Here is a 14247-nt window from a genome sequence, read left to right on the forward strand (position 1 = left end):
AGTATACAAACGATAAGGACAATGCCGCTAAACCGCTTGAAAAAGAACTTGTTCCAACAAGCAGTTCCACCGAGAAACAAAGTCCTGCTGTCTCGCAGAATAAACCAAAAAAATTGAGTTATAAATTAAAGCTCGAGTTGGAACAGTTGCCTGCGAAAATAGAGAAAATGGAGTCGAGGATTGAAGAGCTTCAGGCTCTTATTGTGTCGCCTGAGTTTTATCAAAAAGACCATGAAGAAATAGAATCTGTTACGGCTGAACTAGCGGCACTTGAAGATGAGTTGTCGCTTGCTATGGAACGTTGGATGGAGTTGGAAGATGCTTAAATCAGAGCGTAACGATAGAGGGCCAGTGTAATGGGTTTGTGGGTAGCGCTACTCATTACTTTGGCTGTATTTGGGTCGGTTTTATGGGTTATGCCTTCACCCAGAGAAAAGTCGCTGACGGCAATGCGCGCACGTGCTCTGGAATTGGGGCTGAAGGTAAGGTTGCTCGACGAAAAACTGGCGAAGTCACTTTTTTATTGGATAGATAATTATCGTCCTTATACCTTGTATGAGTGTTTGTTGCCTAGAGAGGCCAAGCCAAGTTCACACAAAGCGCGAGTGATCCGCCTGAGTGTTGATCACGATGCACATGAGCTTGACGCTAGGGATGAGCTCAAAGAGGCGTTGGAAAAGGAGGGGGTCTTTGAGGGCTTGCCTGAGACCTGTGAAGCCTTGGTGATTTCACAAGGTGGCTTAGCTATGTTGTGGCGAGAGCAGCAAAAGTCTCCAGAATCCCTGGAAGAGGTGGAAAGCGTTAAGCGCTGCCTGGAAAGCTGTAAGCAATATGCGAAATATTGGTTAGCCTAGAAAATTGAGACATAAAAAAACCGAGCTACATGGCCCGGTTTTTTTATGTCTCAGACTATTAAGTATTAATTACATCGTCTCAAGAGCTTGCTCAATGTCATTAATAATCTTTTTTGAGTAAAGGTTAACGATGAAGTTAACACGATTCTCGTTGTAATTTACGTAAGAGTTCTTAATGAAGTCCCATTTGGTATTCGCAGAATCTAATAGCTTGAACGAGGTCTGTTTACCTTCAGCCATAGCCATCAATTCTTGCAGCTGTTTACCGAACTCTTCAGCAAGAGAATCGATCGTTACTTCTTTATCGACATCGCCGCCTGCATATACCTGACTAACCGTAGAAGTTGTTCTTGCTGAATACTTGGTCATCATTAGGGCAAGGTTAGTTGCTGTATCACGGCTTAGCTGGGTTGTCTTACTTGGCTTTATACTCGCGCCTGCTTGAATAGCATCATAAAGGCCGCTTAATGCTGCATTGAGTGCAATGTTATTGGTCGCCATGTCGCCCGCTAAGCGAAGGTCAGGGTAGCCTGTCTTCTCAACTTCACGTACGTTCTGCTTGAGTACTTTTTGGTAGGCTTTCCATGCAGCGGCGACTGCTTCAAACTGTTCCGAGGTCTCACCCGAATCTGTTTCACCTTGAATTGCGTTAAAAAGCTCGGCCATTGTTGTGAGCGAGGCATTGATATCTTCCAGGTCTTTTTGAGCACCTTGGTTTGCACTGAAGTTATAAAAGCCATTAATAGAATAATAAGAGTTGATCTGGCTTTGGTAGATGTTTTCCAGGACTGATTTTGACGAATTCTCGGCCGCATGGCTTTGTGTTGATGTGAACAACAATACGAAAATAAATGGAATAACAGCGCTTAGGCGGTTAAAAGTGATGTTCTTGAAATACATTAATTGCGACTCCATGTTTTTATTTCTAACGAGATATTTAGTTCAGTGTAGTATTTAATGCTTAACATACAAGCGTTTGGCGAATGAAGTTCATAGTGATTGTAATTATTTTGTTTTGCGCATGATTTTGTCTGCTTTCGGTAATTCTATCGACGCTCTGAAGACTCAAGAATATATGTTAGTCAGCTTTGTATTGAATTTGTTCTTTGGTGGAATAATAAATTCGTTAAAAAGGCATAATTTTAAAAAAACCTATAAAACAAATGGATAGGTGATTGTTCTGTTGGAAAATCTAGAAAAGAATTGTTTACTTATGTCAATAATAATTGACAAATGATGGATTTTTTTACATGGTTCGCACACGCAATTCAAACGAGCGTATGAATTTCGAAAATTCCCGCGAAATATGCGGGCCCAAAAAAACTTTGTTGGAGCCTCGACCTTTCAGAGGACGTAGGTAGACCAGCACGGATAATTAACTTGGAGAACAGTTGATGATTTACGAAGGTAAAGCCATCACGGTTAAAGAGATTGAAGGCGGAATCGCACAGCTAAATTTCGATTTAGAGGGCGAGTCAGTCAATAAGTTTAACCGACTTACTATTGAAGAGCTTGGCGCAGCAGCGGAAAGCTTAAAGAACGCAAACGGCATTAAGGGCTTGATTGTTACAAGTTCAAAAGATTGCTTTATCGTTGGCGCAGATATCACAGAATTTACTGACTTGTTTGCTGGTTCTGAAGAAGAGCTTATCGCAAACAACTTGCAGGCCAACGCTGTATTTAGTGCAATTGAAGATCTTCCGTTTCCATCTGTAACTGCTATCAACGGTATTGCGTTGGGTGGCGGTTTCGAGATGTGTCTGTCTACGGACTATCGTGTTATGTCGCCAACGGCTAAAGTCGGTCTACCTGAAGTTAAGCTGGGTATCTTCCCAGGTTTTGGTGGTACGGTACGTCTACCACGTCTAATCGGTGCAGATAATGCAATCGAATGGATCGCAGGCACGAAAGAATACAAAGCACCTGATGCACTTAAGTTTGGTGCAGTAGATGCGGTTGTTGATGCTGATAAGCTAGAAGCTGCAGCAATCGATCTTGTTAAGCAAGCAGTTGCTGGCAAGCTAGACTATAAAGCTCGTCGTGAAGAGAAGACTTCTAAGCTTAAGCTGAACCCAATGGAAAGCATGATGACTTTCGAAACTGCTAAAGGTTTCGTTGCTGGTCAAGCTGGTCCTAACTATCCTGCACCTGTTGAAGCGATTAAAGCGATGCAGAAGCATTCGGGTATGGCGCGAGACAAGGCAATCGAAGTTGAAGCGAAAGGCTTTGCTAAGATGGCTAAGACTTCAGTATCAGCTTCTTTGATTGGTTTGTTCTTGAATGACCAGGCACTTAAAGCACAAGCAAAAGCGCTTGAGCCAAAAGCATCTGAAGTTAAGAAAGCTGCGGTTCTTGGTGCAGGTATCATGGGTGGCGGTATCGCTTACCAGTCTGCTCTAAAAGGTACGCCAATCATCATGAAAGATATCGCGCAAGCAGGTATCGATCTAGGTTTGAGCGAAGCAAGCAAGCTTCTTACTAAGCGCGTAAGCAAAGGTAAGATGAAAGCTGAGAAAATGGCTGAAGTTCTGAACTCTATCGATCCAGCACTAAGCTATGGTGACTTCGGTGACGTAGACTTGGTTGTTGAAGCGGTTGTTGAGAATCCTAAGGTTAAAGACATCGTTCTTTGTGAAGTAGAAGATCAAGTATCTGAAGATACAATTTTGACTTCAAACACTTCAACAATCTCTATTGATTTGCTAGCTAAGAACTTGAAGCGCCCAGAAAACTTCTGTGGTATGCACTTCTTCAACCCTGTACACATGATGCCTCTTGTTGAGGTTATCCGTGGCGAGAAAACTAGCGAAGAAACAATCGCTACGACAGTTGCTTACGCTAAAGCAATGGGTAAGACGCCTGTTGTTGTTAACGACTGCCCAGGTTTCCTAGTTAACCGTATCTTGTTCCCATACTTCGGTGGCTTTGCTGCGCTAGTACGTGACGGTGCTGACTTCCAGCGCGTTGATAAGATCATGGAGAAATTCGGTTGGCCTATGGGTCCTGCTTACTTGCTAGACGTTGTAGGTATGGACACAGCTATTCACGCTGGTGAAGTCATGGCTGAAGGCTTCCCTGATCGCATGAAGAATGAGTTCCGTACTGCGATGGAAGTTATGTTTGAAGATGGCCGCTACGGTCAGAAGAACGACAAAGGCTTCTACACTTACGAGCTAGACCGTAAAGGTAAGCAGAAGAAAGTGAAGGACGAAGGCGTTTACGACATGATCAAGCCTGTTGTTCTTAACAACAATGAATTTACAGATGAAGAAATCATCGAGCGTATGATGGTTCCTCTATGTATCGAGACTGTACGTTGTCTTGAAGATGGTATCGTAGAGACTGCAGCAGAAGCTGATATGGGTCTTATCTTCGGTATCGGCTTCCCTCCATTCCGTGGTGGTGCGCTTCGTTACATCGATTCTATCGGCATCGAAGAATTTAATAAGATCGCTGACAAGTATGCTGATCTAGGTGCTCTTTACACTCCAACAGAGGGTATGAGAGAAATGGCTAAAACTGGCAAGAAGTTTTTCGGCTAATCGCTGAAACAGAATCGAACGGAGAATATCTATGAGTCTTAATCCAAAAGATGTCGTCGTCATCGATGCAGTACGTACCCCAATGGGTCGTGCTAAAAATGGCTGTTTCCGCAATGTACGTGCTGAGACACTTTCAGCTACGCTGATTGATGCTATTTTTGATCGTAACGAAAAATTGAACCCTAATGACGTTGAAGACGTAATCTGGGGTTGTGTTAACCAAACAATGGAGCAGGGCTTTAACGTTGCTCGTCAAATTTCATTGTTAACTAAAGTTCCTCACGCTGCTGGCGCTCAAACGGTTAACCGTTTGTGTGGTTCTGCGATGAGTGCAATTCACACAGCTGCACAAGCAATCCAAACCGGTAACGGTGACGTGTTTGTTGTGGGTGGTGTTGAGCACATGGGTCACGTATCCATGACTAAAGGTTTCGACCACAACCCAGCAGCAAGTAAGTACTCTGCAAAAGCATCTAACATGATGGGTCTAACGGCTGAAATGTTAGCTAAAATGCACGGTATTTCACGTGAAATGCAAGATGAGTTTGGCGCGCGTTCACACCGTCTAGCTCACGAAGCTACATTGGAAGGTCGTTTTAAGAACGAAATCGTTCCAGTTGAAGGTCATGATGAGAACGGTTTTAAAGTTCTTATTGAGGACGATGAAACAATCCGTCCAGAAACGACTGCAGAGTCTCTAGGCAAGTTGAAGCCAGCTTTCAACCCTAAAGGCGGTACAGTAACTGCGGGTACGTCTTCACAGCTTACAGATGGCGCAGCAGCAATGTTGTTGATGTCAGCTGAGAAAGCAGAAGAGCTTGGCCTTAAGCCACGTGCTCGTATCGTTTCAATGGCTGTTGCAGGTTGTGATCCAGCTATCATGGGTTACGGCCCAGTTCCAGCAACTAAGAAAGCACTTAAGCGTGCTGGTCTTACCATTGAAGATATCGATTTCTGGGAGCTTAACGAAGCTTTCGCAGGTCAGTCTTTGCCAGTAATGAAAGATCTTAAGTTGCTAGATGTTGCAGAGACTAAAGTTAACCTGAATGGTGGTGCGATCGCTTTGGGTCACCCACTAGGTTGTTCAGGTGCACGTATCTCAACGACTTTGTTGAATGTTCTTGAAGATAAGGGCGGCAAATATGGTGTTTCTACCATGTGTGTAGGTCTTGGTCAGGGCATCTCAACAATTTGGGAACGTCTGTAAGACCATCTTTGATAAGCACGCTCCCAGGAAGATTGCTTAGGCAATAGGAAGTATTCTTCGGGAGTGTGTCTTAATAAGATAAGAAAAAACCGCAGTTTTGGCTGCGGTTTTTTTGTTTTAAGAGGGGGTAGATTTACTTAAGTCGACTCACTACTTCTATTTTTGCTCAGTTGAAGTGTCGGTACATTCGTTTTGATTGGTTTCCGTTTCTGCTGAGTCGCTGATCGGTTTTTTCTTTTTTGCCTTCTTGGCTTGAGGTTTGATCAAGTTACCTTCGCCTACGACACGGTTTGTTCGTTTTGCTTCGGTCAGGAGTTCGCTTAGCTCTCGTATGCGGGTGTTTTTCGTATCATTATCTATGCTGGTCTTTTTCAGCAAGTCCAGAGCTTGCTTGATATGCATCTGATACATCGTCATATCGCCTTCCTCAGCGAAGCTGTCGGCCTGGTATAAGTTACTATTTATGTTGAGCTCGACCTTGACTGTTTGCAGATGAATTTGCAGCTCCTGGCACTTTGCCGCCGTTAATGAGCCTTTATTGCGATAGATGTCGAGTAACTTACTGATTTGACCGATTTGGCTTTGTGCCTGGGTCAGTTCAATATCACTGGTGACATAACAGGCGACTTTATTTTCTCGTTGTCCGCTTTTGAAGTTTAGTAACTTTCCCTCTTGAGTTCGTAAGTGGGAAAGAATTAATTGATCGTCGGGGGCTAATTGCTGCGCTGCTTTTAAGGCGTTCACTGCTAAAGATTGAACTTGGGTGATCAGTACGTAGCTTTCATCAATTTTTAATAAAAGTGAGGTGTAGCTTAATAGCTCATCAGCTTGTTGCCTTAGTTTGTTAATGCGAAGCTTGCGCTTTTTCATTGCTTGTTGGCGGCTATAACTTATGCCACTGGCAACCATTGAGATAACAATGATGGAGGCTATCAAAGATATTATAAGTGTACTATTCATGTGGACTATGTTTCAGGCTTTATTCCCTTTAAGTGTAGCAAAGGCTTTAAAAATGCTAGCTAGTTTGTTCAAAAATCAGAAAAAAACATTGCAATGACTTGACCCTTTAGCTACAAATCAATATATATGTCGCCTTATATATTCAACTTATTCTCACGTTTGTTCTTTTTAGGGTATGTTTTGCTGAAAAAATATACAGCTAGATTGCAGCGTATGAGCAACCACTTTAGTTTGGAGTTTTATGGGTAAGTCCCTCGTTATTGTCGAGTCACCAGCAAAAGCTAAGACAATTAATAAATACCTCGGTTCTGATTACATCGTAAAGTCCAGTGTGGGGCATATTCGTGATTTGCCTACCTCGGGGGGGGGTTCTACCAGTACCCCTCAAGAGCGTGCTAAACAGGCTGCTGCTACACGTAAGATGAGCCCGGAAGAAAAAGCGGTTCATAAAGCGCGTAAAGCCAAGGAACAGCTAATTGCCCGTATGGGGATCGACCCGGAAAATGACTGGGAAGCACGCTATGAAGTGCTGCCTGGTAAAGAAAAGGTTGTTACCGAACTCAAGAAGCTCGCTAAGAATGCCGATCAAATCTTTCTCGCAACCGATTTGGATAGAGAGGGAGAAGCCATTGCTTGGCACTTAAAAGAAGCAATTGGTGGCGATGATGAACGCTATAAGCGCGTTGTCTTTAATGAGATTACCAAGAAGGCAATTCAAGGAGCTTTTGAAGTGCCGGCAGAATTGGATCAATCTCGCGTTGATGCTCAACAAGCCCGCCGTTTTCTGGATCGGGTGGTTGGCTTTATGGTTTCACCTTTGCTTTGGGCGAAGGTGGCACGAGGACTTTCAGCCGGTCGTGTACAGTCTGTTGCTGTACGCCTGATTGTTGAGCGTGAGAAAGAAATTCGAGCGTTTGTCCCAGAAGAATATTGGGAAATGTTTGCTGACCTCTGTGCTGATAAAAAAGGTGATACACGCTTTCAGGTCAGTCGCTATCAAGGTAGCGCTTTCCGTCCGGTAAATGCTGATCAAATCAAAGCTCACCAAGAGGCATTGAATAAAGCCGCGTTTGCAGTTTCCAAACGAGAAGACAAACCGACAAGCTCCAAGCCTAATGCTCCGTTTATTACTTCTACTTTGCAGCAAGCAGCCAGTACTCGATTAGGTTTTAGTGTAAAGAAAACCATGATGTTAGCTCAGCGTCTTTATGAAGCGGGCTATATCACCTACATGCGTACTGATTCGACGAACTTGAGTGAAGATGCTGTCAACGCATGTAGAGATTATATCGCTGAGAACATGGGTAGTAAGTATGTGCCTGATGCGCCGAGACTATATAGTAGTAAAGAGGGAGCTCAGGAAGCTCACGAGGCGATTCGTCCATCTGACGTAACGGTGCTTACCTCAGGCATAAAAAGCCTTGAGAAGGACGCTGAGAGACTGTACGACTTGATTTGGCGTAACTTTGTGGCCTGTCAGATGAATAATGCCGAATTTTTGAGTTCGTCTTTGGAAGTGACAGCGGGTGACTTTACACTTCGTACGCGTGGTCGTGTTATGAAGTTCGACGGTTTCTTGAAAGTGTTGCCGTCGAATAGCAAGAAAGACGATGATGTCATCCTTCCTGATCTTCAGGTTGGCGATGAACTATCTTTAGATAAACTGGATCCCAAGCAGCATTTTACCAAACCGACTGCGCGCTATTCAGAAGCCGCTTTGGTTAAGGAATTGGAAAAAAGAGGGATCGGTCGCCCTTCAACTTACGCAGCGATTATTTCAACGATCCAGGATCGTGGCTATGTGAAGCTTGAAAACAAGCGTTTCTACGCCGAGAAGATGGGGGATATTGTTACCGATCGTTTGGTTGAATCTTTCTCTGAGCTGATGGACTACAGTTTTACCGCTCAGATGGAAGAACAACTGGATGATGTTGCTCAAGATGAAAAGGACTGGAAAGCGGTTCTTAATGATTTCTACGACCATTTCACAACTCAACTAGACCAAGCACAGTCGCTTGATGGTGGTATGCGTGAAAATGATCCAACCGAGACAGATATTCCTTGCCCTAGTTGTGGTCGTCATATGCAGGTTCGTACGGGTAGTACGGGCGTGTTTTTGGGCTGTTCAGGTTACTCCTTGCCGCCAAAAGAGCGTTGTAAATCGACGATCAATCTTGTACCGGGTGATGAAATCGCCAGTGCAGATGATGAGGAAGGCGAGTCAAAACTTTTGCGTAAGAAGCGCCGTTGTTCAATTTGTTCAACCGCCATGGACAGTTATCTGATCGATGAGCAACGTAAGCTACACGTTTGTGGTAACAACCCGGACTGTTCTGGGTATGAAGTTGAAGAGGGTGAGTTTAAGATCAAGGGCTATGATGGCCCTGTATTAGAGTGTGATAAGTGTTCATCAGAAATGCAGCTTCGCACCGGCCGCTTTGGTAAGTACTTTGGTTGTACCAATGAAGAGTGTAAAAATACTCGTAAGTTATTGCGAAATGGTGAAGCCGCGCCACCGAAGATGGACCCAGTGCCGATGCCTGAATTAACTTGTGAGAAGGTTGAAGATACTTACATCTTACGAGATGGGGCTGCGGGATTATTCCTCGCGGCAAGTAAGTTCCCGAAGAATCGTGAAACTCGTGCTCCCTTAGTGAGTGAACTGCTGCCTCATAAAGATGAAATTGATACTAAGTATGAATTTCTTTTCTCAGCGCCGGTGAAAGATAATAAGGGCAATCCGTCGATTGTCCGTTTTAGCCGCAAGACGAAAGAGCAGTATGTGATGTCTGAAGAAAAAGTCGAAGAGAAGGTTAAAGCTACTGGCTGGTCGGCTCATTACCAGGATGGAAAGTGGGTTGAGACATTGCCTAAAGCTAAAAAGGCAAAAGCTAAAAAGAAGTAGCGAGTTGTCAGACATAAAAAAAGCCGCGCTAAGCGGCTTTTTTTATGTCCATCATTTACGTAACCTTTCAAGTAAGCTGGAGGTATCCCACCTTGCACCACCCATATCCTGTACATCTGCGTAAAACTGGTCAATCAGCGCCGTTAGGGGAAGTTTTGCGCCGATATTCCGAGCTTCAGATAAACAGATGTTTAAGTCTTTGCGCATTAGATCTACGGCAAAACCGTGTTCGTATTCGGCATCGATCATGGTGTCTGAACGATTATCCATTTGCCATGATTGCGCAGCTCCTTTGGATATCACATCGACGACTTGCTTGCAGTCCAGGCCAGCTTTCTCTGAGAAATGGATGGCCTCGGCCAGCCCTTGTACCACACCGGCTACGGCCATTTGATTGGCCATTTTGCAGAGTTGTCCTGAGCCGCACGGGCCAAGCAGGTTCATTGCTTTGGCATAGTGCCGCATAAGGTCGCTTGCCTGTTTGAAAGCTGCTTCTTCGCCGCCGCACATAATGGTTAGCTGGCCATTAATTGCACCCTGTTCGCCGCCAGAAACGGGAGCGTCGATAAATGCCATACCTTTTTGCTTAGTGCTGGCGTCAATACGTCTAGCGAGTTCAGCGGAAGCGGTGGTGTGATCGATAAAAAGTGTTTTGCTATCGCATTGGGCGAGCAGGCCTTGTTCGGACAGGTAGACCTCTTCGAGATCTTTATCATTGCCGATGCAGCTTATGACGAGGTCGAACTTATGATCAATCTTCTTAAGGTCTAGCAGTATTTGGCCTTCATACTCTTCGAGCCAACGTTGGGATTTTGAGGTACTACGATTGTAGACGTGAAGGTCACAATGTTTGGAAAGGTGACCAGCCATAGGATATCCCATTACCCCTAAACCTATGAACAAAACTTTAGTTGTCATGGAATGTTGCTCCAAGTATTTAATTATTCTCTGCTAGTGGTAAGGTCAAGGTAAAGCAGGTGCCTTGATTCGCTTCGCTCTGAACATCAATGCTACCTTTGTGTTTTTTAATTACAACCTGGACAAAATTCAAACCTAAACCTGCACCTTTATCGCCGCTTAATTCTGTCTGTCTTTGGCGGTGAAAGCGCTTGAAAATAAAAGGAAGCTCTTCAGGACTGATGCCAAAGCCTTGATCTGAAATATCGATAATCGCCTTATCTTGAGTACAACGGGTTTTAATTGTAACCGTTGTGTCTTCAGGGCTGTATTTGACAGCATTGGAAAGCAGGTTGGTGATAGCTCGCTCAATCAACTCTGCATTGCCGAGTAGCCAGATAGGTTCTTCATCAGAGAACTCTAGATTAATGCCTTTCGCTTTTGCCTGTTGGGACAAGGAGTCAATGCTATCTTCGACTGCATTGAGCAGGTCAAACTCATAAAAGCTTTGCTCGGCGCTCTGTTCTGCGCGAGTGATTTGCAAAAATTGGTCTGACAGATTCAAGCTTCTTTTGGCGTGGCTTTCAATTTCATCAATTAGCGTGCTATCCCAGTTGATTCGACCAGTTCTGAGCCCGTTAAGCATGGCTAGCTGTGATACCAGCGGAGAACGGACATCGTGAGATAAAAAGTCAATAAGCTGATTTTTTTCACGCTGTTGTTGGCGAATTTCGGTGATATCTGAAAGTGTGATCATCAAGCCTGCGTCAATGTCTTCATCGACAATAAAGGGGGCGCAATGAACCTGAACGTCTCTATCATTTAACTGGATTTCATCATTGGTCTGTGCGCCGTTGACTAATACCTTACTCATATTTTGACTTAGCTGAATGTTTTGTTGGGGGTCAAACAATGTACAAATAGCTTGTCCTAGTAGCGTTCCGTTTGATTCAGAAAACCAAGTTTGAGCATGACTATTGGTAAATACGATTAAGCCAACAGGGTCGGTAACAAATACCGCATTGGGAATTTCTTCGAAGCCTTTTGATATAAAGGTTCTCATGTCTTGCATGGAATGTATTGCTTCACGTACCTGTGATATTCGATTGGCAACCTTCTCATAATATCGGGGCTTATTGCGTGCTAGTGGTGTTGTGAAGTCGAGTTTGTTTAGATAGTCCTGATGTTCAGATAGGTTGGTTGGATGAGCCCATACAAAGCCCATATGGTAGAAGGATGTCACGCCAGAGTCAGATTCCTGAGCTAGGGTTATCCAGCTGGTGTGCCCATCATGCATCCACTTGTTTGTTGATTTTAAGCGCTGGTAACTAAGCGGCGTATGTTCATCTTGCAGAATAATTTGCTTATCTTTAAGTAGAACGTAGTGCTTAGGTTTTAGCAGGGCATTTAAAGATTCGAAGATTTCTTGCACCGGGTGCTGACCGATATGACGGAAGCTAATCGCAGGTTCTTTTTCAAGCCTTTCCAACTCATGGTTTAAAAATTGGTTTAGCTGCCGCATGCGTTGCCAGCTCCACAAAGGGTATGCGAGTAAAATACCAATGATTGCATTAATGGGTGGAAACCAGGTCTTATCTAGTAGTATTAGTAGGTAGCTAAAACTAAAAACCAACAGTACTAGCAGGATCGCAGAAGGTAAGACATGCGTTGGTTTGAGTCGCGGAAACAGCAGGATAGGGATCATGATGAAAGCAAATGTCAGCAAGTAAGCCCAAACCGAATCAACAGGTCGAATAGCGGTATTATTAAGTAGTGCAGAGTAGGCGTTGGCATGGAGTTCAACGCCAGACATTGAGGTGCCGCTTCTTGATACAGGCGTTGGAATAATATCGCCTAGACCTGCAGCCGTTGCGCCGATCAAAATGGTCTTGTCGCGAAATGCTTCAGCAGGTACTTGGTCAAGCATAACCTCCAGATAGCTGTAGGTCGGAAATGTGCCGCCAGGGCCAGCAAAAGGTATTAAGCGATATTGGGTGTTGACTGACATATAAGGAGAGTTACTTGATGCTACCATGCGAATATATTGGATCATGGGGTTAACTTCGCTTGCCATCGCCATTGATAAGCTAGGCCAATGAGCATCGCCGACACCTGAGTTCAAATATAGTCCGCGCGCAAGTCCGTCTTGGTCCAGGTCAACATGGACATGACCCATACCTCTGGCAGCTTCAACCAGTTTAGGTATCGGAAGAATTTCAACAAGTGTTCCGCCGTGAGTCAGCGGTTGTAGGTGCAATGGCAGTAGAACGTTGCCGTTATTCTTGATCGCTGCTGCGAGGGCAAGGTCATCTTCTGGGTGCGAAGCGCTTTTTTCTGAAAAAAGTATATCTAAGGCAATCAGTGCGGTGTTGTACTGCGTTAGTTTCTCAATTAGCTGTGCATGGATTGCACGCCGCCATGGCCATTGGCCAATACTATTGAGACTCTTTTCATCTATGGCGATGATAACCGTATTTTCGTCAGCGGGAACCGGGGTGAGGTTTATTGCGGTGTCGTAAGCCAAGAGATCGAGGCGCTTGGCCGCTTGTGTATAGACCAAAAAAGCGCTCACCACGAGTAGGGCGAGAGTCAAAAGGTACTGCGCATAAGGCCTGGATTCGGGAATGTTTCTAGCCATAAGGTTCTATTATTATTGCTGTCGTTGTTGGGCCGAACGCATCTTAGCAAAAATGTTCGCTGTCATGTGAAAAAATGATATGCGCCGATGACAGTACGAACATTATTGTTGCAAGGCAACATATTATTCATTTTCAATATATAGCTCTTTGATTGGGCCAAAGTCTGAACTGAATAGTTCGTTGCCAATTCCCTTAACCCGAGCGAAATAGCGCTTTCCAGGTGTTAATCTTAGGTGGGCTCGAGCCTTGGCAATGGTCTGTTCTTTCAGAATGTTTTCGAAGCTTTTGCTATCAGACACCTGCAATATGTAGGCTTGGGTATTGTCTACTTTATTCCAGAACAGGCCAACTTGGCTGTCGATATAGTTAACACTTAGAATCTTCACGGGTTTCAATATACCGCGGACAGAAAAGTTACGCACTTCGCTATTCGCTGTTTCGCCGTCATCTGCAAGCGATACTACGCGCCAATAGTATGAGCCGGGCATCAATGCTTTCCTTGGTGCAATCTGCTGCGCTGCATCAAAGTCTGTTTGGCTGATTAGCAGGTTGAAACCTTTGTCTTTGGAAATCTGTAGTTTTCCGAGCGTATCCGGTTTAACAAAGTTCCAGCTAAATGTAGGTTTGGTACTATCAAGTATGCTTTTGGCAAGCGGCGCAATGAGTTTTGCTTGCTCTGTGCCAATGTCCACTGCTATGCGTGTAACGGAGTCGACACCCTCAAAACCATTAGCGTCAATGGCGCGCATGGAAACGTCATACTCACCATTCTCAATATGTTCCAACTCAAGTTCAGGCTTTTGTATTTTCCCTTGCTTAACAAGTTTTCCATTTTGCTTATTGTCAGTGAGTTGAACTCGATAAGCTTCGGCGCTTTTTTGTTCTTCCCAAGACAGAGTTGAAGGAAGGTCGTCTACAACTCTCTCTGCAAATAGTGCTTTGGGGGCGTCAGCTAACTTTGTCTGCTCAATAATCGCGCTACCTTTTTTGATGCGCGCACCGTTGCCTGCAAAAACTTGAGTCGTCCCATGTTCACCAGCAAAAGAGACTTCACCTTCAATAACTTCCAGCTGTGTTTCATTACCCTGGGTACTCAAACGAAATTCAGTTCCGCGCACGGCTGCTACCGCCGATGGGGTGGTAATCTCGTAGCGAGATCCTTTAACCAAGGGTGTAACCTCAGTGGACAGTGAGCCTCTCTTGAGCCTTAGTCGCGTATCAACCATGCCAGTCTTGCCAAAGT

9 protein-coding genes and 1 pseudogene are annotated in these 14247 nt (G+C 44.5%); 5 read left to right on the plus strand and 5 right to left on the minus strand.

Features of this window, described 5'->3' with window-relative positions; all coding sequences use genetic code 11:
• Both A3735_RS17465 and A3735_RS17470 read left to right on the plus strand, forming a co-directional pair.
• Positions 1-326: pseudogene (locus tag A3735_RS17465) on the plus strand (ABC transporter ATP-binding protein); the annotation flags it as partial.
• 30 nt (positions 327-356) lie between these two features.
• Entirely contained in the window at positions 357-854 is a 498-nt protein-coding gene (locus A3735_RS17470) for a hypothetical protein (RefSeq protein ID WP_068509734.1), read from the plus strand.
• 69 nt (positions 855-923) lie between these two features.
• On the opposite strand, the gene A3735_RS17475 is transcribed toward A3735_RS17470, so the two are convergent.
• Positions 924-1769 carry a hypothetical protein gene (locus A3735_RS17475; protein ID WP_068509737.1) on the minus strand — a complete coding sequence of 282 codons (846 nt, stop codon included), beginning with the start codon at positions 1767-1769 and terminating at the stop codon, positions 924-926.
• A 479-nt stretch (positions 1770-2248) separates the two neighbouring features.
• On the opposite strand from A3735_RS17475, the gene fadB reads away from it, so the two are divergent.
• Both fadB and fadA read left to right on the plus strand, forming a co-directional pair.
• Positions 2249-4396 (plus strand): fatty acid oxidation complex subunit alpha FadB, encoded by a 2148-nt coding sequence (gene fadB / locus A3735_RS17480; protein WP_068509739.1) that lies wholly within the window; start codon positions 2249-2251, stop codon positions 4394-4396.
• 31 nt (positions 4397-4427) lie between these two features.
• Entirely contained in the window at positions 4428-5603 is a 1176-nt protein-coding gene (fadA, locus tag A3735_RS17485; RefSeq protein ID WP_068509740.1) for an acetyl-CoA C-acyltransferase FadA, read from the plus strand.
• A gap of 156 nt (positions 5604-5759) precedes the next feature.
• Here fadA and A3735_RS17490 read toward each other — a convergent pair whose 3' ends face one another.
• Positions 5760-6563 (minus strand): hypothetical protein, encoded by an 804-nt coding sequence (locus tag A3735_RS17490; RefSeq protein WP_068749923.1) that lies wholly within the window; start codon positions 6561-6563, stop codon positions 5760-5762.
• Positions 6564-6804: 241 nt separating this feature from the next.
• Between A3735_RS17490 and topA the strand changes: the two genes are divergently transcribed.
• Positions 6805-9468: a type I DNA topoisomerase gene (gene topA / locus A3735_RS17495; RefSeq protein ID WP_068638357.1), complete on the plus strand. Its 2664-nt coding sequence runs from the start codon at positions 6805-6807 to the stop codon at positions 9466-9468.
• Between the two features lie 51 nt (positions 9469-9519).
• On the opposite strand, the gene A3735_RS17500 is transcribed toward topA, so the two are convergent.
• The 3 genes from A3735_RS17500 to A3735_RS17510 form a co-directional block, all read right to left on the minus strand.
• On the minus strand, positions 9520-10386 hold the full coding sequence (locus A3735_RS17500; protein ID WP_068509750.1) for an NAD(P)-dependent oxidoreductase: 867 nt from the start codon (positions 10384-10386) through the stop codon (positions 9520-9522).
• A gap of 19 nt (positions 10387-10405) precedes the next feature.
• Entirely contained in the window at positions 10406-13003 is a 2598-nt protein-coding gene (locus A3735_RS17505) for a CHASE2 domain-containing protein (RefSeq protein ID WP_068509752.1), read from the minus strand.
• A 123-nt stretch (positions 13004-13126) separates the two neighbouring features.
• Positions 13127-14247 (minus strand): FecR domain-containing protein (locus A3735_RS17510; RefSeq protein ID WP_156499737.1); only part of this gene is annotated, 1121 nt, incomplete at its 5' end.

The sequence above is a fragment of the Oleiphilus sp. HI0061 genome, from assembly GCF_001635675.1.